We start from the raw sequence: 20726 nt of genomic DNA, 5'->3' as shown, positions 1-20726 counted from the left end.
AGCCGCACCATGCGTGGCACATTTGGTATGCCCGGAATATCCAGGAGGTCGCTCTTCATCGCCTCGGCCGCGGGCGCGGCCGGCGCATTACTGCCGGCCGGCCGGAGCCCCGCCGCGGCGGCGTCCACGACGGCTGCCGCCTGCACCGGAAGCTACCGCGCCGAGTACCACTTCACGGTCCCCGACCAGTGGATGAACGACCCGCAGCGGCCGGTGTGGATCGACGGTGAGTACCACTACTACTACCTCTACAACCCCGACTACTCGACGGGCGGCACGACCGCGGGCACGGCCTGGCGCCTGGCGACCAGCACCGACCTGGTGTCCTTCACCGACCGCGGGATCGCCGTGCCGAAGAACACCACACCCAACGGCGACGTCTGGTCCGGCTCGGCGGTCGTCGACACCGGCAACACGGCGGGCTTCGGCGCGGGCGCGGTGATCGTCCTCGCCACCATGGCGCCCGACGACGTCACGCAGGCGCAGTACCTGTACTACTCCACCGACGGCGGCCGTACGTTCACCAACCACGGCACCGCCCCGGTGCTGCCCAACCCCGGCGTCCGGGACTTCCGCGATCCCAAGGTCATCCGCGACGAGGAACGCGGGCGCTGGGTGATGACCCTCGCCGAGAACGACAAGGTGGGCTTCTACCACTCCGCCGACCTCAAGTCGTGGACGTACGTCGGCGGCTTCATCAAGGGCGGCATCGGTGTGCTGGAGTGCCCGGACCTGTTCCGTATCCGGGCGGCGGACGGCACCTGGAAGTGGGTGCTGGGCGTGAGCGCCAACGGGAAGGGATCCGGGCTGCCGAGCACGTACGCCTACTGGACGGGGTCCTTCGACGGCACCACGTTCACGCCCGACGTGAGCGATCCGCAGTGGCTCGACCACGGCTGGGACTGGTACGCCGCCGTCACCTTCGAGAAGCGGAACGCCGGCGGCACGCTCGACCCGGCGGCGAGGTACGCGATCGGCTGGATGAACCACTGGGACTACGCCGGCACCACGCCCACCATGGAGTGCGACGGCTTCAACGGCACCGACTCGATCGTCCGCGAGGTCACGCTGAAGCGGGCGGCGGGCGGCACGTACTACCTCGCCTCCCAGCCGGTCGCCGGTCTCGACGCCCATGTCTCCCGCACGGTCGACCTCGGCGACCTGGAGGTCGACGGGAACCTCCTGCTCGACTACACGGGCACCGCGTACGAGGTGTCCACCGACATCACCTGGGACCAACTGACCGGCGCGGGGCTCCAGTTGCGGCGTTCCTCCGACGGCGGCCGCCACATCGACGCCGGGATCTACGGCGACTACGCCTTCGTCAACCGCGGATACACCGTGAGCCCCGACAGCACCGGCCGGTGGCAGGAGAGCCGGAGCCCCTTCGACGCCTCCGCGGGCATGGTGCGGCTGCGCATCCTGATCGACCGGACGTCCGTCGAGATGTTCGTGGACGACGGCCGCTACACGCACTCGACCGAGGTCTTCCCGGATCCGGCCGACACCGGGCTGGCGCTCTTCACGATCGGCGGCACGGCGCTCTTCCGGAACACGGTGATACGGGAGTTCGCCGTCTGAGCCGCTTCGCGTCCGCTGTGCCGAGGCCCTGTCGCCATGCCCGCCGAACACTGTCACGATCTTCCTGGAACCGGCTCGGACCGGAGCCGGCGGGGACGGACGACCGACGGAGCGGGCATGACGACGGACAGGGGCACGGCGGGCGCGGCGCGGCAGGAGACGGGGATCGAGGTACGACCGGTCGCCGGGCACATCGGGGCGGAGATCACGGGCGTCGACCTCGCCGGCGAGCTGGACGACGCCGTGGTCGCCGCGATCCGGGCGGCGGTGCTGCGCTGGAAGGTGGTCTTCTTCCGGGGACAGCGGCTGGAGCACGCCGGGCATGTGGCGTTCGCGCGGCGGTTCGGCGCACCGGTCGTCCTGCGCAAGCGGGGAAGTGCCTCCCCGGCGGACTTCCCCGAGGTCGAGACCACCGCCGACCGGCTGGAGCTGGGCGGGAGGTTCGGCATGGAGCACGACGAGTGGCTGCGGCGCCGCCGCCACACCCTGCTGCGCGGCTGGCACTGCGACCACGGCGCCCGCGTCGACCCGCCCGCCGCGACCGTCCTGCGCGCCGAGACCGTACCCCCGTACGGCGGCGACACGACCTGGTCCAACCTGGCGGCCGCCTACGCCGGACTGTCCGGTCCGGTGAAGGACTTCGTGGACGGCCTGCGCGCCGAGCACCGCCTCGGCGTCGGCTACCAGCCCCGCCCCGGCGACGACGCCTACGTCCGCCATCTGCTGGACCACCAGGTCGCCTCGCTGCACCCGCTGGTGCGCGTCCACCCGGAGACGGGCGAGCGGGTGCTCTACGTCAACGGCTACTACGTCGAGCAGATCGCCGGCCTCTCCCGGGCCGAGAGCGCCGCGATCCTGGAGATGCTGCTGGAGCAGGCCGTACGCCCCGAGTACACGGTCCGCTTCCGCTGGGAGCCCGGCAGCGTCGCCTTCTGGGACAACCGGGCCACCCTCCACCTCGCCCCCAGCGACAACGCCCACCTCGACTTCCCCCGGACCATGCACCGGGTGATGCTCGCCGGGGACGTACCGGTGGGGGTGGACGGCAAACCGTCGGAGGCGATCGTCGGGACCGAGCCGGGACGCTGGTAGGCGAGGTCGGAGTCCGGCGGGCGGCACTGCGCTCGGCGGCTCAGCGGCCGAGGAGCTCCCGCAGCGCCTTCGCCACGACGTCGGGCGCCTCCTCCGCCATGAAGTGGCCGCAGGTCACCGTGGAGTGCACCAGATCGGGCGCCCAGGCCCGCCACAGCGCCGCCGCGTCGAAGCCGAGGGCGGCGCCCCAGTCCTGCTGGAGCACGGCGACGGGCATCCGGAGCTTGGTCCCGGCCGCCCGGTCGGCCCGGTCGTGCTCGACGTCGACGCCGGCCGAGGCCCGGAAGTCGGCGACGATCGACGGCACCGACTCGCGGCAGGCGGCCAGGTAGGCGGCGCGGACATCGTCCGGGACAGCCCGCCGGTCGCTCGTCCAGACGTCGAGGAAGTGGCCGAAGAAGGCGTCCGGCGCGGCGCCGATCAGGTGCTCGGGAAGGCCCGGCGGCTGGGCCATCAGATAGAGGTGGAAGCCGACGGCCGCGCTCACCCCGTGCATCACCTCCCACATGTCCAGGGTCGGCAGGACGTCGAGACATGCCAGGTGGGTGACCCTGTCCGGGTGGTCGAGCGCGGCCCGGAAAGCGACCAGGGCGCCACGGTCGTGCCCGGCCAGGGCGAAGCGCTCGTGCCCGAGGGCCCGCGCCAGCGCCACGATGTCCGCGGCCATGGTCCGCTTGGCGTAGACGGTGCCGTCGGTCTCGGCCGGTTTGTCGCCGGCGCCGTAGCCGCGCAGGTCGGGGCAGATCACGGTGTGGTCCGCGGCGAGGTCCGGGCCCACGTGCCGCCACATCAGGTGGGTCTGCGGGAAGCCGTGCAGCAGGACGACGGGCGGGCCCGAGCCGCCGACGGCCGTGTGCAGGGACACGCCGTCGGACACGGGGACGCGGTGCTGATCGAAGCCGGGGATGACAGGGGGCGGGAGCGGGGGCGTGGGATGGGTCGTGCGGGCGGGCCTGGACATGGCTGTGCTCCTTGCGACGCTCGTCGAGAGGCGAGGGACTCCGGGACTCCTCGATCCTCCCGGCGCCGGATGAGCGGCGAATGAGCGGCGAATGAGCCGTGAACGAGCAGCGGGTCGGCGCTGACGCCGGCGGAACAGGACCGGGCGAGGTCTCCGAGATTCGGCGACCGGTATATACGCTCGATCCCGGTACATACGCTCACTGCCTGGGGTGCCTATGTCGAGCAAGGATCCGGGGACCCAGCTGCGGGGACGGCAGAGCGAGTGTGAGGCGCTGGACCGGCACCTGGCGGCGGTGCGGGCGGGGCACAGCGCGGTCGTGGGGCTGCGCGGCGAGGCCGGAATCGGCAAGACGGCGCTCCTGGAACACGTCGCGGGTCACGCCGACGGATGCGGGGTCGTCAGAACCGCGGGCGTCGAGTCCGAGATGCAGCTGGCGTTCGGCGGTCTCCACCAGCTCTGTGTCCCGTTCCTCGATCATCTCGGCCGGCTCCCGGACCCCCAACGAGCCGCCATCGAGACCGCCTTCGGCATGAGCGAGGGAACGCCGCCGGACCGCTTTCTCGTCGGGCTCGCGGTGCTCAGCCTGCTCGCCGACGTGGCCCAGCACAAGCCGCTGATCTGCCTCGTCGACGACGCCCAGTGGCTCGACCACGTCTCGGCGCAGATCCTCGGATTCGTCGCCCGGCGTCTCATGGCGGACGAGGTCGGCCTGGTCCTCGCCGTGCGCGAGCCGGACGGCGAGCACCTCCTCCACGGGCTGCCCGAACTGGTGGTGGAGGGCCTGCGCGAACCCGATGCCCGCGCGCTGCTGGACTCGGCGATCCACGGCGGATTCGACGAGCGGATCCGCGGCCGTACCCTCGCCGAGGCCCGGGGCAACCCGCTCGCCCTGCTGGAACTGCCACGCGCGTCGTCCGTGGCCGACATGCGGCGTCCCCGCCCGGCACACGGCGACTCACGGAGGGTGCACATCATGTCCCACGACCACGCGGCACAGGCGGCGGCGTCGGAGAGCTGGATGAACGCGGCGCGGATGCTCCAGGACGCCGCACCCCTGACGATCCCGGAGGGCGCCTCGGCGATGACCATCGAGGTCGAGTGGGAGCCCGGCGACCCGGGAACCCCGCCGCACCGCCACTCCGGGCCGGCCTTCGGCTACGTCGTGGAGGGCGCCGTCCGCTTCGAGCTGGAGGGCGAGCCCGAGCGGGTGGTGGAGGCCGGCGGCACGTTCTGGGAGCCGGGCGGAGACGTGATCCACTACCAGGACGGCAACGCGCTCGGCGACGGGCGGACCCGGTTCGTCGTGACCATGATGTGCGCACCGGGCAAGCCCATGCTCGAACTCGTCTCCAAGGAGGAGCTGGAGCAGCGCGCCCACCTGCGCGCCCCGCGACCCACCGGCTGAGGCCCCCGGACCGGGCCCGGGATCACCTGCTCTGCCACCGCGCGCACCCTCCCGTCGTCCTGGCAGGATGGCGCCATGGAACGTGTGCTTGGAATCGGCGGATACTTCGTTCGAGCCGCCGACCCGGCCGCCCTGAGCGCGTGGTACCGCGACTGCCTGGGACTGGACGCCGATGAGCACGGCCTGTGGCGTCAGGAAGCCGGGCCGACGGTGTTCGCGGCGTTCGAGTCCGACACCGACTACTTCGGGTCCCGCACCCAGCAGACCATGCTGAACTTCCGGGTCCGCGACCTGGACGCCATGCTCGCGCAACTGCGCGCCCGGGGAGCGGACGTGGCCGAGGAGACCCAGGACATGGAGGGCGTCGGCCGGTTCGGCTGGGTCACCGACCCCGAGGGCCATCGGCTCGAACTGTGGCAGCCCGCCTGACCGCGCCCCGTCCAGGTCGTGGAGAGCGCGGGGCGGTGACCGGCGTGGGCCGTGACTTCGGGGTGCTCGGGCCGGTCACGGCCTGGGACGCGGACGGTGACGCGATCGACCTGAAGGGTCCGCGACACCGCTCGGTACTGGCCCGGCTGATCGTCGCAAGGGGCCGTCTCGTGCCGGTCTCCCGCCTGGTCGACGACCTCTGGACCGACCCGCCCGCCGACGCCGTGGGCGCTGTACGCACGTTCGTCGCCGCCCTCCGCCGCGCCCTCGAACCCGACCGCCCACCCCGCACCCCGGCCCGGCTGCTCGTCACCGAAGGCCCCGGCTACGCCCTGCGCACCGCGCCGGACACGGTCGACGCCTGGTGGTTCGAGCACGCGGTCTCCGACGCCGCGACGCTGCCGGCCAAGGAGGCGGGCGTACGGCTGGACGAGGCGCTCGGCCGGTGGCGCGGGCCCGCCTACGCGGAGTTCGCCGAGCAGCCGTGGGCCCGCGCCGAGAGCCGCCGTCTGACCGAGCTGCGTCTGCACGCCGTGGAACTGCGGGCCGAGACACTGCTCGACCTGGGCCTCGCCGACCGGGCCGCCACGGACCTGCGGGCGCACGCCGCCGAACATCCCTGGCGCGAGAACGCCTGGCGGCTACTCGCCCTGGCCCTCTACCGCACGGGCCGGCAGGCCGACGCCCTCGACGTCCTGCGCAGCGCGCGGGCGCTGCTCGCCGCCGACCTGGGCATCGACCCCGGCCCCGACCTGCGCGCCCTGGAGACGGACATCCTCCGCCAGGCCGACCGTCTCGACCGGACGCCCGGCAACCCCGCAGGCCGAGTCTGGGAGCAGGTCGCCGCCGCCTACGACCGCGCCGTCGCCCCCGACGCCCGCGCCCGCCTGGAATCGACCGCCGGGCTGCTGCGCAACCTCGCCCTGACCGGCGGCAGCGGACTGCCGGCCGCCCGCGAACACCGGGTCGCCGCCGTCGCGGCCGCCGAGGAACTGGGCGACGTCGAACTGACCGCCCGCGTCATCGGCGCCTACGACGTGCCGGCCATCTGGACCCGCCTCGACGACCCCGAACAGGCCGCACAGATCGTCGCCGCCGCCGAGCGCACCCTGGCCGCCCTGCCGCCCGAAGGCCATGAGGCCGCCAAGGCCCGGCTGCTCGCCACCATCGCCCTGGAGTCACGCGGCACCCCGCTCGCCCGCGGCCCGCAAGCCGCACGCCAGGCAGAGGAGATCGCCCGCCGCCTCGACGACCGGGCGCTGCTGGCGTTCACCCTCAACGCGTCCTTCATGCAGAGCTTCGACCGCACCGGGCTCGCGCCCCGCCGGGACGCCATCGGCGCCGAGCTGATCGCGCTCGCCACCCGGCACGACCTGTCGGCGTACGAGATCCTCGGCCACCTCGTCCGCCTCCAAGCCCGCAGCGCCCTCGGGGACTTCATCACGGCCGACCACCACGCGACCGCCGCCGACGCGCTGGCCGCGCGCCACGAACGGCCGCTCGTGGGCGTGTTCACCGGCTGGTACGCCGCCCTGCGACGCGACGCCACTGGCCAGGCCTCCCCGGCCGAGGCGGAGGCGGCCTACCGCGACGCGGCCACCCTGCTCGACGGCTCGGGGATGCCGGGCCTCGCCCAAGGCCTGCCACCCCTCGCGCTGCTGTGCCTGCGCCTGCGCCACGCCCTGCCGCTCAGCTTCGCCCCGGACACCGACTGGGGCCCCTACGCCCCCTGGACGCACCCCCTGCTCCTCCTCGGCCAAGGCCACCGAGCCGAGGCCCGCGACGCCCTCCGCGCGACGCCCGAACCACCCCGCGACCTCCTCCAAGAGGCCCTGTGGTGCCTCACCGCCCGCGCCGCCCTGACTCTCGGCGACCGGCAGACCATGGCCCGCGCCCGTGCGGCCCTCACCCCCGCGGCGAACGAACTGGCCGGTGCGGGCAGCGGGTTGCTCACCCTGGGGCCGGTCTCGACGCATCTGAACGACCTCGACACCGCGCTGCGAGGCACCCCTCGCCCGTCGCACCGGTGAACCGTTCGGCGCGACTCGTCGTCGTACAGATGAATGATCGACAACGCTCCCGCCGGGGTACCCGACGTCGGCGGGGCGCGCCCGCGTGCCCCTCGCCGCGTGCGACGAGGAAGGGAAGCACATGCCGACTCCCGGGCCCCGCACCGCCGGAACACTTCTCGACGTACTGCTGCATGCCGCCGAGGAGAACCCCGGTCAGGTCGTCGTCCACGTCCGGGGAGACGGCAGCGAGCACACCGTGACCTTCGCCGAACTCCGGGACGACGCACTGCGCGTGGCCGGCGGCCTGCACGCGGCGGGACTGCGGCCCGGCACCGCCGTACCGCTCCTGGCGGCCGGCGGCGAGGACTTCCAGCCGATGTTCTGGGGAGCGTTGGCGGCGGGGCTCGTGCCCGTACCGCTCGCCCCGCAGGCGCGTCGGATCGGACCGGTGTGGGAGTTCCTCGGCCGGCCCGCCGTCATGGTGGACGGCGCCACCGAGGAACTGCTCTCCGAACTGCCGGGACCGGTGCGGGCACTGCGGTCGGCCGCTCTGCGCGAGGCCCGCCCGTTGCGCGCGCTGCCCCGCCGGCACCCGCAGGACCTGGCGTTCCTCCAGTTCTCCTCCGGCAGCACCGGCGACCCCAAGGGCGTGGAACTCACCCACGAGGCCGTCCTCGCGAACATCCGGCAGATCCGCGCCGCCACAAAGATCACGCCCGACGACGTGCTGGCCACCTGGATGCCGTACTTCCACGACATGGGCCTGATCGGCACCCACCTGGTCCCCATGGCGGCCGGTCTGAAGCAGATACGGCTCGAACCCCTGACCTTCGCCAAGCGCCCCGCGCTGTGGCTGGAGTCGGTCGCGCGGCACCGGGCCACCCTGCTGTCGGCGGCGAACTTCGCGCTGGCCCTCGCGGTGCGGCGGGTGCCGGACAGCGGTTGGGCCGGACTGGACCTGAGCAGCGTGCGGCTGATGCTGGTGGGCGCGGAGCCCATCGCCCCGCGCGTGTGGCGGGAGTTCACCGCCAGGGCGGAGCCGGCCGGGCTGGACGCCACGGCCATGCTGCCCGTGTACGGACTGGCCGAGGCCACGCTCGCCGTGACCGTGCCCCCGCTCGGGGAGGTCGCCGCGCCGCTGTGCTTGGACCGCGCCGCGCTGAGCCGGGGCAAAGCCGTGCCCGCCGAACTCGGCCCGGACGCCGTCGAGTTCATGGACGTGGGCCGCCCCGTCCAGGACTGCCGCGTCCGGATCACCGACGACTCCGGCCAGGTCCTCGCCGACCGGCGGATCGGCCATGTCGAGGTACACGGTCCGCAACTGGCACGCGGATACCACCGTGCTCCCGAGGCGAGCGCCGCGGCGTTCTGCGAAGGCTGGCTGCGCACCGGCGACCTGGGCTTCCTCAGTGAGGGCCGGCTGTGTGTCACCGGCCGGCACAAGGACGTCGTGTTCGTCGGCGGGCGTACCTTCCACGCGGCCGATCTGGAGGAGACGGCGGCCGCCACTCCCGGGGTGCCGCAGGGCACGGTGGCGGTGATCGGGTCCACCGATCCGGACACCGGCGGCGACCGCGTGGCCGTGTTCCTGCAGTGGGCGCGGCCCGCCCCGGCCACGGCCCTCGCGGTGCTGGACGCGGTGGCGGCCCGGGTCCGAGCGGCGCTGGGCCACGACGACGTACGGGTGCTGCCGCTGCCGCCGGGGGCGTTTCCCCGGACGACGAGCGGCAAGCTGCGGCGGGCGCTGATGCGCGACCGGTTCGCGGCGGGCTCCTACGCGGCCGTCGAGCAGCGGTGGGCGCTGGCACGGGCCGAGCGGGCGACCGCACGGCGGGAGGAACGCGCTCAGCGGGGCGACGCGCCGCGGTCGCGGCATGACGTCGAGGAAACGATCCGGGAGATCTGGGCCGAGGAACTGGCCCTCTCCCCGGCGGCCGTCGGCCGGGACGATCCCTTCTTCGCCCTCGGCGGGTCCTCATTGAAGGCGATGGCCGTGCTCGCGGGCATCGAGGACGCCTTCGCCGTCACGGTGGAACCCCGCGTCCTGCGCGACCACGACACCGTGGCCGAGCTGGCCGCGCATGTGCTGACCCTGCTCGGCGGGCGCGACGCGGCGTCCGAGACGACGCGGGCCTCGACGCCGGCCGGCGAGCGCGCGGGGCAGGGACCGGTGGCCGTACTCGGCATGGCCTGTCGCTTCCCCGGAGCGCAGACCCCCGAGGCCTTCTGGGACCTGCTCCTCTCCGGCGGCGACACGTTGACGCCGGTACCGGACGACCGTTGGGACGACACCCCCGGCTTCTTCGGCTCCTTCCTCCCCGACCCCGCGGACTTCGACGCCGACTGCTTCGGCATGGACGATGAGGAGGCCCGCGCGAGCGACCCCCAGGCGCGGATCTTCCTGGAACTGGCCCACGAGGCCCTGGAGCGCGCGGGGTACGCGGGACCGCGCCGGACCGGCCGCAGGATCGGCGTGTTCGCCGCCGTCGGCGACAGCGGATACCGCGAGATCCTGGCCGACGCCACGGACGGCGACCTCGCCGCCCACCCCGGCGCGCTCACCGGCAACCTGCCCAACCTGGTCGCCGCCCGCCTCTCCCAGACACTCGACCTCGACGGCCCCGCCCTCGCGGTGGACACCGCCTGCTCCTCGGCGCTGGTCGCACTCCACCTGGCGCGGCGCAGCCTCCTCAGCGGCGAGTGCGACGTCGCCGTGGTCGGCGGCGTCCAGCTCGCCCTCACCCCGACCGGGCACCGACTCCTCGACAGCGCGGGCGCGTTGTCCCCGACGGGCGGCAGCCGCCCCTTCGGCGCCGCCGCCGACGGCATCGTGCCGGGGGAGGGCGGAGCGGCCCTCGTCCTGGCCCGCCCGGACGACGCGGCGCGCGACGGCGACCCGGTGCTCGCCCTGGTCCGCGGGACGGCCGTCAACAACGACGGACGGTCGCTGAGCCTGCTCGCCCCCAACCCGCGCACCCAGCGCGAGGTCATCACCCGGGCCTACGCCGAATGCGGCATCGACCCCGACGCGGTCTCGTACGTCGAGGCGCACGGAACCGGCACCCCGGTCGGCGACCCCGTCGAGGCGCGCTCACTCGGGCACGCCTTCCCACCCCGCGCCGACGGGACGCCACGCCTGCTCGGCTCGGTCAAAGCGAACATCGGGCACCTGCTCAACGCGGCCGGCATGCCCAGCCTGGTCAAGACCGTCCTTGCACTCCAGCACCGCCGCCTCCCGCCCTCCCCGAACACCAGCCCGCCCGCCCCGTACCTGCAACGCGTGGCCCCCGGCTTCGAACTCCTCACCGAGCAACGGGACTGGGAGGCCCCCGGACCGCTGATCGCCGGCGTCAATGCCTTCGGCTTCGGCGGCACCAACGCGCACGCGGTCCTGGAGGAGGCGGAGGTGGCGGAGGTGGCGGAGGTGGCGGAGGTGTCGTCCGCGGAGACGACCCCCGTACCCGTACGTCCTGCCGCCCTCGGCCCACACCTGCTCACCCTGTCGGCCCGCAGCCCCGACGCCCTGCGCGAGGCCGCCGCCGAGCTGGCCTCCCATGTCCGTGCGCACCCGGACACGGACGAGGCGGACGTCTGCGCCGCCGTGAACACCGCGCGTGACGACGGCCCCTACCGGCTCGCCGTCCTCGCCGACGGCGACCTGGCGGACCGCCTCGACGCCGCCCGTACGGCCACGGCGAACCCGACGCCCGTCCGGTCCCGCCCCCGCACGGTGTTCCTCCTGCCGGGCCAGGGGGCGCAGCGACCCGGCCAAGGCCGCGATCTGTACCGGTCGGCGCCGGTGTTCCGGGAGGTCCTGGACGAGGCCTCGTCGCTGACGGGGCCCATCCTTGGCCGCTCGCTCGCCGAGTGGTGCCTCGATCCCCGCACGGATCCGGGGGAGTTGGCCAGGACCGAGGTGGCTCAGCCGCTGCTCGTCACCTTCGGTGTGGGGCTGGCCCGGCAGCTGGCGGAGTGGGGGGTGCCGGTCGACGCGGTCGCCGGGCACAGCGTGGGCGAGATCGCGGCGGCGTGCGTTGCCGGTTCGCTGACCCTGGACGAGGCGGTGGGGTTCGCCGCCGAACGCGGACGGCTGGTGGCCGAACTGGCCCTCCCCGGAGCCATGGCCGCCGTCCGGGGCGACGAGGACACCGTCGCCGGGCTCGTCTCCGCGTCCGACGGCGCGCTCGGCGTCGCCGCCGTCAACGGGCCCGAACAGGTGGTGATCTCGGGCACCGAGGACGCCGTCGACCGTGCGCTCACGGAACTGACGGGGCGGGGCGTGGCCGTACGCAGGCTCCGCGTGTCCCATGCCTTCCACTCACCGCTGCTGGAGCCGCTCCTCGACCCGCTGCGGGACGCCGCGAAGGCCCTGACCGTCAAACCGGCGGCGGTGCCGATGCTGAGCACGGTCACCGGCGCCTGGCGGCCTGGCCTCACACCCGCCTACTGGCAGGCACACGCAGTACGGCCCGTGCGGTTCGGTGCGGCCGTCGCGAAGCTGCTGGAGGAGGGCTACGACACGTTCGTCGAGCTCGGCCCGGGGAACACCCTCGGCGGGGCCGTCCGCGCGGTCGCGAGGGCCCAAGGCGCCCCGGACGCGGCGGTGTTGACAGCAGGACTCTCCTCGGCGGCGGGCAGCGACACGGACTCCTCGGGGACGCGGGCGCTGCTGGAGACGGCGGGCCGACTGTGGACACGCGGGGCGCCCCTGAACCGAGCCGTTCTGGACCGGCCGGCCCACGTCCGTCCGAGGGCGCAGGTCCCGACGTACCCGTACCAGCGCACCCGCCACTGGCCGCGCAGGCCCGGCGCGACGCCCCTGGTGCGCCGACTCGCCTGGGCGACCGCACCGCTCATGCCCGCTGACGGGCCCCGCGTGGTGCGGCTGATCGGCACCGACCGGGCGCTCGGCCGGGCCCTGGCCGAACGGCTCACCGGCCGCGGGGTGACCGTCCTGGGGAACGACTCCGCGCACGGGACGTTCAGCCCGGCCTCGGCGGACACCCTGGTGTGGCTGGGAGAAGACGAGGGCACCGGAGCCGAAGCACAGCAGGCCCCGGCCCTCGCGACAGCCGCCTTGCGCCAGGTACTCGACCTCCTCCCCACCGACTGCTCCCGACTCCTGCTGGTCACCCAGGACGCGTACGCCACCGGCACCTCGACGGAACAGTCGCGCCCCGCCCAGGCCCTCCTCCACGGCTTCGCACTCGCCCTGCCGGACGAGCACCCGGGGCTCGTCGCCCGCACGGTGGACCTGTCCTCCCGCGACCCGCTCGACGCCCGGGTCGACGCCCTGGAACGGGAGCTGTACGCGGGACATGAGGCGGGCACCGAGGGCGCCGACAGCGTGGTGGCCTGGCGCGCCGGGCGCAGGCTCGGCCGTACGCCGGTCGCGGCGTCGGACGCCTCCGGGCCGACCGGGGACCTGCCGCCGGACGGCACCTACCTGATCACCGGCGGAGCCGGCGGGCTCGGCTCCGCGCTCGCCCGTGACCTGGCCGGACGCGGCGCATGCGAACTGATCCTGACGGGGCGTTCCGAGACGGTGCCCGACGAACTGCTCGCCGACCTGCGTGCCCAGGGTGCCCGCGCCCGGTACCACGCGGCCGACGTGTCCGACGAAGCCGCCGTCGACGCCCTGTTCGCCACCCTGCCGCCGCTGGACGGCGTCTTCCACGCCGCGGGCACGGTCCGGCCCGGCACCCTCCGCGCCAAGACCGACGCGGAGATCGAGCAGGTGCTCGCCGCGAAGGCACGGGGCACCATGCTGCTCGCCCAGGCACTGCGCCGGTACGGCCAGGAACCGGCCGTACGCGTCGCCTTCTCGTCCGTCTCCTCGGTGCTGCCCGGCCTCGCCGGCGCGCTCGGCGACTACGCGGCGGCCAACGCCTTCCTGGACGCCTTCGCCGCCGCCGAGCGCGCGGCCGGCCGACCCTGGCAGTCGATCGGGTTCGGTCCCGTCGCCGACGCGGGACTGGCCGCCGGGTCACCGGCCGGGACCCGGCTGCGCGCCCGCGGGCTGAGCCCCATGTCCACGCGGGCCGCCATCGCGGGACTGCGGGCGGCCGTGGCCACCGGCGCCGCGCACGTGCTGGTGAGTCCCGCGCCCAAGTCCTCGAAGCAGGGCGGCAGTTCCGTGGCGGCGGTCGCCCTTCCGGGCCGTTCGCCTGCCGCCTCGCCGCCCTCGCCCCGTACCGCACCGGACCGCCCCACCACCGTGACCGACCCGGCCCGCACCGCCGGCCTGATCCGCCGCCTGCTCGCTGAAGCCCTGCACCGGGCCCCCGACGACATCGGTGACGACGAGCAGTTCCTCAGCCTCGGCCTCGACTCGCTGACCGCCGTCGACCTCGCACGCCGCCTGGAGACAGAACTCGGCCTGCCCCTGCCCGCCACCCTGCTCTTCGAGCACCGCACGATCGGCGAACTGACCGCCCACCTCGACGCACAGAACCCGCCGACGCCCCCTCCGCCCGCCCCCGCCGTGCACCGCGGCCCGGCGCACACCCCACGCCCCCTCACCCGCCTCCAGCGCGCCTTCCTCACCACCGAGGCCTTGTACGAAGGCGTCACCGCCTACGGCTATCTGCGCCAGACCGTCCATGGCCCCCTCGACCCCGACCTCCTCGGCCGCGCACTCGCCCACCTCGCCGTCCGCCACCCGATGCTGCGCCTGCGGATCACCGAGGACGGCACACCGCCGACCCAGTACACCGCGCCCGCCGAGCCCACCGACCGGCCTCCCCGCTGGTACGAGGTCCACGAGCCCGACACGGCCACGCCGTCCCTGCCGGGCCTCGAACAGCGGCTGTACAACCGGCCGTTCGACCTGACCGCCGAGGACCCGGTGCGTGCCGTCCTGGTCCGCGACCGGCAGGACGCCCAACGTGCTCACCTGCTGCTGGTCGTCCACCACAGCGCCGCTGACGGCTTCAGCCTCAAGGTGCTGAGCGAGGACCTCTGGCAGCTGTACACCGATCTCGCCCAGGGGCGCCCACCACAACTTCCCGCATCCCAGGCCGAGTTCGCCGACTACGCGGCCGTCGCCGCCGCCGACCAGCAGTCCCCGGCCTTCACCCGCGACCAGCAGTACTGGCGTGACCGCGTCGCGCGGCACACGGCGGCGGTCACGGCCGGGGCACTGCCGTACGACGGGGACCCGGAAGCGCTCCCGGCGCCGCCGCTCACCCACCACCACACGACCCTCGACACCGCGCTCACGGAGGCGCTGCGTGCGGTGGCCGCCCGCCACGAGGTCTCCCTCTTCCATCTGCTCCTCGCGGTCTACGGCCGTTGTCTGGCCCGCTGGAGCCGAGAGCGGGCCGTCGCCGTGAACGTGGCCCGTGCCCGCCGTGAGACGTCCCTGCCCGGCATCGACCGGCTCGTGGGCCCGCTCGCCGACACCCTGCCGGTGTTCGTCACCGTCGACCCCGACGAGCCGGTGCCCGCGCTGGCCCGGCGGTTGCGGCGGATCTGGCGCGAGGCGGAGTCCCACGCGACGCTCGCCAGCCCCGACATCGCCGCACTGCTGCCCACCACCGGCCCCGCCCCGCGCACGGTCGCCCCGGCCGGGTTCAGCTTCGCCCGCTTTCCCGTGCGCCACGGCCGGGACTGGCCGGTCACCGTGACCCCGACCGCGGCGGCCACCGCCTCCGCCGCGACCCGGCTCGGACTGCTGTGCTGGGAAGCGGACGCGACCCTGCACTTCTCCTGGAACCACCCAGCCCACCTCTTCCGACGCGAGACCGTCGCACGCCTCGCGGGGGAGTACGTCGAGGAACTACGGGAAGCCGTCGGTGAGTTGACCACCGCCCCCCAGCGGCACGACACCGACAGGGGCGTCGTCGACCGCCTCCGCGCCCGGTTCCGAGCCGCACCGCGGGCCGTGGCGGTGGACACCGGCCGCACCACGCTCACCTACGCCGCACTCGACGCCGCCTCCGGCACCCTCGCCGCCCGACTGCGAGCGAGTGGCGTACGCCCCGGCGACCTGGTCGGCCTGCTCACCGAACCGGGCGCGGACACCGTCGTCGGCGTCGTGGGCATCCTGCGGGCGGGCGCCGGCTGGGTCCCCCTGGACGCCACCCATCCCGTCGCCCGGATGCGCGACCAGGTGGCACGCACCGGCGTCGGCGTGGTCGTCTGCCACACCGCGACACGCGAGGCCGTCACCGCGCTGGACGGGATCACCCCCGTCGCGGTCGACGACCGGACGCCTGCCGCGCCGACCCCGAACGAGGCGACGACGCCCGCCGATCCGGACGCCATCGCCTACGTCATCTTCACCTCGGGTTCCACGGGCCGCCCCAAGGCCGTCCCGATCACCCACCGGTCCATGCTCAACTACCTCGACTGGTCCCTGACCACCTTCGGCTACCGCCCCGGGGACCGCCTCGTGCAGACGGCGTCCGTCTGCTTCGACGCCTCCGTACGCCAACTGCTGGCACCGCTGCTGGCCGGCGCCACCGTCCACACCCTCACCCGGGACCTCCCGCGCGACCCCGAGGCACTCCTGGACCGGATCGTCGACGACCGGATCACGGTGTGGAGTTCGGTGCCGACCCTGTGGGAGCGGCTGCTGACCGCCGCCGAGACCCGCGCGAGGCGGGACGGGACGCCCCCGGACCTGTCGGCGCTGCGCTGGGTCCACGTCGGCGGCGAGGCGCTGCCCGCCGCGCACGTACGGCGATGGTTCGACCTGCTCGACGGACACGGGGGACCGGAGCACCGGATCTCCAACCTCTACGGGCCCACCGAGTCCACCATCAACGCCACCTGCCACATCATCGACACCCGGCCGGCCGACGACGTACGACAGCTGCCCATCGGCCGGCCGGTGGCCGGCACCGAACTGGCCGTCGTCACCGAGGACGGGCGTCCCTGCGCGCCCGGCGAGGCCGGTGAACTGCTCATCGCCGGAACCGGGCTGACCCCCGGCTACCTCGGCGACCCGCAGCTCACCTCGCGTGCCTTCGTCGAGCGCGACGGCCGGCGCTGGTACCGCAGCGGCGACCGGGCCCGCCGATCGCCGGACGGCGTACTGGAGTTCCTGGGCCGCCTGGACGACCAGGTCAAGGTCCGCGGCCACCGCGTGGAACTCGGCGAGGTCGAGGCCACGCTGCTCACCCACCCGGACGTCGCCCGCGCCGCCGTACTGCTCGTCGAGGAACGCCTGGTGGCATACGTCGAGCCCCGCCCCGGCACGGCGGAGCCGGACGCCCGCGCGCTACGCGCCTTCCTCTCCCGCGTCCTGCCGCCGTACATGCTGCCCGGCCGCATCCGCTCGCTCCCGGCGCTCCCGCTGACCGGCACCGGCAAGATCGACCGCAAGCTGCTGGCCGCCGAGTCCGCCCCCGCCCAGGCCGACCCCGCCGCCCCCGAGCCCGCACAGGCCGACCCCGGCACCGCACCCGCCACCCCGACCGAGCGCACCCTGGCCCGCATCTGGTCGGCCCTGCTGGACGCACCTGACGTGACCCGCGAGGACGACTTCTTCGAACTCGGCGGCGACTCCATCATGGTGCTGGAGCTCTTCGCCCGCCTGCGCGAGGAGCTGCCCGCGGTCCCACGTCCGACCACCGTCTACACCCACCGCACGCTCAGCGCCCTCGCGGCGGCCGTCGACAGCGCAGCCACCACCGACCCGTCGCCGGACCCGAACCCCGACCCCGCCCCGGTAGGGCCCCTGGCCCTGACCCCCTACGCCCTGACACCTTCCCAACGAGGGTTCCTGCTCGCCGGGACCATCGACCCGGGCGCGGGTTCCGGCTGGCTCGCCCGATTCCGGCTGAGCGGTCCGCTGCGCCACGACGTCCTCCAGCGTGCCGTGGACGTCCTGGTGGCCCGGCACCCGATGCTGCGCACCGTCTTCCCGGCCGGTGCCCGCCCGCCCGTGCAGCAGGAACTGCCGGACTCGTTGCGGCTGCCCGTGGAGGCGGAGACCCTCACCCACCCCGATCTGCTGGAGCGGCGGATCGCCGAGGAGGCGGGGCGCCGACTGGAGCCCTGGGCCTGGCCGTTGCTGCGGCTGAGGCTGTTCACCCTGGCACCCGGCGAGCACGTCCTCCTCGTCCACGCCCACCACCTCATCGGCGACGGTTACAGCGCCGCCCTCCTCGCCAGGGAACTGCTCACCGCGTACGACCGGCTCGACCGAGGTCTGCCGCACGGCCTGCCGCCGCTCGCGAGCACCTTCCGCGACCACGTGACCCAGTCCTCCGTACGCCCGCAGCCAGTCGGACCCGAGGCCGAGGCCCACCGTGCCCACCTCCACGCGCCCTACACGCCCCCCGCACTGCGGCGGCCGGCCGCCGACCGCGCTGAGGACACCGACCCGCAACCGGCCTTCCACACCACGGGGTTCACCCTGGACGCCGCCACGACCAGCGGGCTGCGGCGGCTCGCCCGAGCGGCGCACCGCACCCTGTACGCGCCGCTGCTCACCGCCTACTACCGCGCCCTCACGGAACTCACCGGCCGGCGTGACCTGATGCTCGGGCTCGCCGTCACCGGACGCGAGGAGTCCACGGCGGACGCACACCGGGTGTTCGGCCCGTTCGCGGAAGCGGTGACGCTGCGCCCGGATCCGCGTCCGGATCCGCGCCCTGAGCCGCGTCCGGATCCGCGCCCTGAGCCGCGTCAGGGCCTGCCCGGGGCGCACAGCAGCGACGAGCACCAACCACCCTCATTCGACGCCGACTTGCGACGTGTGGCCGCCGAGGCGGACCTGGCCCGGGCCGAGGGCCCCAGCGACCTGCGCACGGCGGCGGGACTGCCGCGCCACGCCCAGTTCTTCTTCACCTTCCTCGACTTCACCTCCCTGGACTCCGAGACCCACGGGAGCCTGACCCTGCACGCCGACGAGACCGACACCTCCCTCGCCCCGCCGCCGCTGGGCACGGATGTGTTCCTGGCGGTGCGGCCGGTGGCTGACGGGGAGGGACTGCGGGTGACCGTGCGGGCCTCGGCGGCGGCCCTCACGGCCGACGAGGTCACCGGGTTGGCGGAGCAGATACGCGGGCAACTGCACGACGCGACGGCCGACACCGCTACCGCCCCCAGGGTTCGCGGCCGACGCACCCGCCTCGACGCCGCCCTCGTCGGCTACCTGCCCGCACCCCACCACCTCGCCGCCTTCGCCGGACTGCCGTACGACAGCCCCGGTCTCGGCCGCGAGGAGATCCGGGCCCTTCTGTTCCCGGACGGACGTGCCCGTCTGCTGGAGGAGACGAGCACTCCGCTGGGGAACTCCGGCTTCGTCGCGCTTCCCCTCTTCGCCGACGAACTGAGCCCGGCCCCCGATCTGGCGGCCCGCACCGCCCGTGCCGTCGAGGACGCCGCCTCGCTCGGCGCCCGCTGCGTCTCGCTCGCCGGCATGATCCCCTCGCTCACCGGCTACGGGTACGACGTCCTGCGCGAGACCACGACGAGCGCGGCGCTCACCACCGGGCACGCGTCGACGACCGTCGCCGTAACCAAGACGGTCCACTCCGCCCTGGCGGCGACCGGCCGCAGCCTCGGCGACCTCGCGCTCGCCGTCGTCGGATGCGGCTCGATCGGCACCTCGTCCCTGCGACTCCTGCTGGCGAAGACACCCAGGCCACCGGCCCGGCTGCTGCTGTGCGACCTGCCCGGCAGCACCGAGAGGCTCGAACGGCTGGCGGCGGACCTGACGTCCGGGCATCCGGGCCTGCCGGTCCGGGTCGCGGAGTCCGGGCGGACGCTGCCCGCGGCGGTCTACGAGGCCGACGTGATCGTCACGGCCGTCAGCGGCGCGACGGCTCTCCTGGACGTCGACCGGCTGCGGCCCGGCACGATCGTGGTCGACGACTCCTTCCCGCACTGCTTCGACACCGCGCGCGCACTGGACCGTATGAGCCGCGAGCAGGACGTGCTGGTCGTCGGAGGCGGCCTGCTGGCCCTCGACCGGACGGAGACCCGCCTCGGCGAGGACCTCCCCGCCGTGGCGAGCGCGGGCTTCGCCGTACGGCCGCCAGGGATCGAGGGCACCCTGGCCTCGTGCCGGCTGGAGTCACTGCTCCACGCCGACCTCGGAAGTCCCGGCCGCCCCGCGAGCGCACTGCCCCTGACCCATGGCCTCGTCGACCTGCCGCGTGCCCTCGCCCACTGGGACGCGGTGGAGGCCGCCGGGGTGCGGCCCGCGCCGCTGCATCTGCTCGACCGGCTCATCCGGCCGGACGCCAACCCAGCGCCGGGCCGAGCTCGGTAGCGATGTCGGTGAGGATCTGTACGTAGTCCTCGTGCTCGAAGGTGAAGGGCAGCGCGAACGCCACCTCGTCCACCTCGCGGAACGCCGCGTGGGCGTGGAGGCGTTCGGCGATCTCCGCCGAGGTGCCGACGAGGTCCGGCGCGAACAGCAGCCGCGCCGGACCCTGCGGTGACGTGGTCCGCGGGGTGCGCTTGGCGGCGTACTCCTCGTACTTCGCACGCTGTTCGGGCGTGGCGGAGTCGGTGGGGATGACGACGAGGCCCTGGGAGACGCGGGCCCTCTCGCCGTCGGGGTGGTGGGAGCGGAAGGCGCGGATGTGGGAGAGCTGGATCTCCGCGAAGTCAGGTGCCGTCGACGCCGTGCCCTCGGGGCCCTCCGCCTTGACGACGCTGCTGGTCAGGAAGTTCATCCCGTGCTCACCGGCCCACCGCGCCGAACTCAGGCTGCCCCCGCCGTACCACATACGGCTGCCGAGACCGGGGGACTGGGGCTGCACCCTGTCCGCGAACACCTCGAAACCCTCGACCCCGCTGAAGTCCGTGGCCGGCTTGCCCCGCACGAGGTCCAGCAGCCGGCGCGCCCGCTCGTAGCCGAAGTCCTCGGCGTCGGCCGTGTCGGGGTAGAGGGCCTCCTTGACCCGGTCGTAGTGCATCGGCGGGCCCACGCTGACGCCCGGGTTGAGACGGCCGCCCGACAGGAGGTCGACCGTCGCCAGGTCCTCGGCCAGCCGCAGCGGGTTCTCCCAGCCGAGCGGGATGACCGCGGTGCCCAGCTCGATACGGCTGGTGCGCTGGGAGGCCGCGGCGAGGACGGCGACGGGGGAGGAGATGCCGTACTGGAGATGACGGTGGCGCAGCCACGCGCTGTCGAAGCCGAGCCGTTCGCCGAGCTCGATGATCTCCAGCGTGGACTCGTGGCCCCGGCGTGGATCCGCCTCGTCGAAGAGCCCGATGGTGAGGAAGCCGAGCTTGCGCAGCGGGCGGGACGGTGACGGCATGGACTCCTCCATCATTG

Annotated in this window: 8 protein-coding genes and 1 pseudogene; 7 read left to right on the top strand and 2 right to left on the bottom strand. The window is 74.3% G+C overall.

The genetic code is table 11. The features are described 5' to 3' along the window. Window positions 1-27 precede the first annotated feature (27 nt). Both AQJ67_RS05800 and AQJ67_RS05795 read left to right on the top strand, forming a co-directional pair. A complete protein-coding gene (locus AQJ67_RS05800) occupies window positions 28-1581 on the top strand; it encodes a glycoside hydrolase family 32 protein (protein ID WP_062716957.1) in 1554 nt (517 codons plus the stop codon). Window positions 1582-1698: 117 nt separating this feature from the next. Further along, complete coding sequence (locus AQJ67_RS05795; RefSeq protein ID WP_062716956.1) at window positions 1699-2673, top strand: TauD/TfdA dioxygenase family protein; 975 nt, start codon at window positions 1699-1701, stop codon at window positions 2671-2673. 40 nt (window positions 2674-2713) lie between these two features. Here AQJ67_RS05795 and AQJ67_RS05790 read toward each other — a convergent pair whose 3' ends face one another. Continuing rightward, entirely contained in the window at window positions 2714-3634 is a 921-nt protein-coding gene (locus AQJ67_RS05790; RefSeq protein ID WP_062716955.1) for an alpha/beta fold hydrolase, read from the bottom strand. A 217-nt stretch (window positions 3635-3851) separates the two neighbouring features. On the opposite strand from AQJ67_RS05790, the pseudogene AQJ67_RS44760 reads away from it, so the two are divergent. The 5 genes and pseudogenes from AQJ67_RS44760 to AQJ67_RS05770 all read left to right on the top strand — a co-directional run. Continuing rightward, window positions 3852-4316, top strand: a pseudogene (locus AQJ67_RS44760) (AAA family ATPase); the annotation flags it as partial. 294 nt (window positions 4317-4610) lie between these two features. Continuing rightward, window positions 4611-5042, top strand: a complete 432-nt coding sequence (locus tag AQJ67_RS44755) for a cupin domain-containing protein (RefSeq protein ID WP_167366193.1) — start codon at window positions 4611-4613, stop codon at window positions 5040-5042. A gap of 75 nt (window positions 5043-5117) precedes the next feature. Beyond that, window positions 5118-5471, top strand: coding sequence for a VOC family protein (locus AQJ67_RS05780; protein ID WP_062716953.1), 354 nt, complete (start codon window positions 5118-5120; stop codon window positions 5469-5471). 44 nt (window positions 5472-5515) lie between these two features. After that, window positions 5516-7501 (top strand): AfsR/SARP family transcriptional regulator, encoded by a 1986-nt coding sequence (locus AQJ67_RS05775; protein ID WP_062717484.1) that lies wholly within the window; start codon window positions 5516-5518, stop codon window positions 7499-7501. A gap of 121 nt (window positions 7502-7622) precedes the next feature. Beyond that, on the top strand, window positions 7623-19712 hold the full coding sequence (locus AQJ67_RS05770; RefSeq protein WP_062716952.1) for a hybrid non-ribosomal peptide synthetase/type I polyketide synthase: 12090 nt from the start codon (window positions 7623-7625) through the stop codon (window positions 19710-19712). Here AQJ67_RS05770 and AQJ67_RS05765 read toward each other — a convergent pair. Then, the gene (locus tag AQJ67_RS05765) at window positions 19669-20709 is read right to left on the bottom strand and encodes an LLM class flavin-dependent oxidoreductase (RefSeq protein ID WP_062717483.1); all 1041 of its coding nucleotides are present in this window, start codon (window positions 20707-20709) and stop codon (window positions 19669-19671) included. The two genes, AQJ67_RS05770 and AQJ67_RS05765, sit on opposite strands and share 44 nt — an antisense overlap. Window positions 20710-20726 lie beyond the last annotated feature (17 nt).

Source organism: Streptomyces caeruleatus (assembly GCF_001514235.1).
In the GTDB taxonomy this organism is placed as follows: domain Bacteria; phylum Actinomycetota; class Actinomycetes; order Streptomycetales; family Streptomycetaceae; genus Streptomyces; species Streptomyces caeruleatus.
Note: the sequence above shows the minus strand (reverse complement) of the source record. Positions and strands in the feature narration are given on the sequence as shown.

What these genes read in the sequence shown, in the direction of transcription:
- AQJ67_RS05800 (WP_062716957.1), top strand. Translation starts at nt 28, where the DNA reads ATGCCCGGAATATCCAGGAGGTCGCTCTTCATCGCCTCGGCCGCGGGC.
- AQJ67_RS05795 (WP_062716956.1), top strand. Translation starts at nt 1,699, where the DNA reads ATGACGACGGACAGGGGCACGGCGGGCGCGGCGCGGCAGGAGACGGGG.
- AQJ67_RS05790 (WP_062716955.1), bottom strand. Translation starts at nt 3,634, where the DNA reads ATGTCCAGGCCCGCCCGCACGACCCATCCCACGCCCCCGCTCCCGCCC.
- AQJ67_RS44755 (WP_167366193.1), top strand. Translation starts at nt 4,611, where the DNA reads ATGTCCCACGACCACGCGGCACAGGCGGCGGCGTCGGAGAGCTGGATG.
- AQJ67_RS05780 (WP_062716953.1), top strand. Translation starts at nt 5,118, where the DNA reads ATGGAACGTGTGCTTGGAATCGGCGGATACTTCGTTCGAGCCGCCGAC.
- AQJ67_RS05770 (WP_062716952.1), top strand. Translation starts at nt 7,623, where the DNA reads ATGCCGACTCCCGGGCCCCGCACCGCCGGAACACTTCTCGACGTACTG.
- AQJ67_RS05765 (WP_062717483.1), bottom strand. Translation starts at nt 20,709, where the DNA reads ATGCCGTCACCGTCCCGCCCGCTGCGCAAGCTCGGCTTCCTCACCATC.